The organism is Chromohalobacter sp. HP20-39, assembly GCF_033052815.1.
Lineage (GTDB): Bacteria > Pseudomonadota > Gammaproteobacteria > Pseudomonadales > Halomonadaceae > Chromohalobacter.
On the sequence record NZ_JAWHTP010000254.1, the window covers coordinates 1 to 386 of the forward strand.

Below are 386 nucleotides of genomic sequence, written 5' to 3' on the forward strand. Positions count from 1 at the left end.
CGCGTAGTTGAATACGCAGCGATCTCAGCAAAGGTGTGTCGTGATGGACTGCGCGCATCTTAGTCGTGATGCTCGCGGACACCGGCCAGCAGCAAGCTCAGGACACCCCATATAATCATTCCAAGAGCAAACACCTCAAATATCTGCTTCAGGCGCTTCGGCTCAATCGCCACGTCCGGCTGGTTCGGCTGCACCAGACGCTCCAAATAGAGTTGCTTGCGCTGCGCTTCAGCACGAGCATTCTCCAACGCCGCCATGGTGGAAGCCAGTTGCTTGTCGGCAAACTGCGAGTCCAACTGAAGTCGAGTGTAGGTAGCGGTCTTGTCCGATAACGAACCCTTGACCCCGGTCACACCGCCTGTCGCTTCCTGAATCTGCTTCTCCAG

The 386-nt window shown here is 56.5% G+C and carries 1 pseudogene; it reads right to left on the reverse strand.

The annotated features are described in order from the left end of the window. Positions 1–59 precede the first annotated feature (59 nt). Positions 60–386, reverse strand: a pseudogene (locus RVY79_RS17870) (capsule biosynthesis protein); the annotation flags it as partial.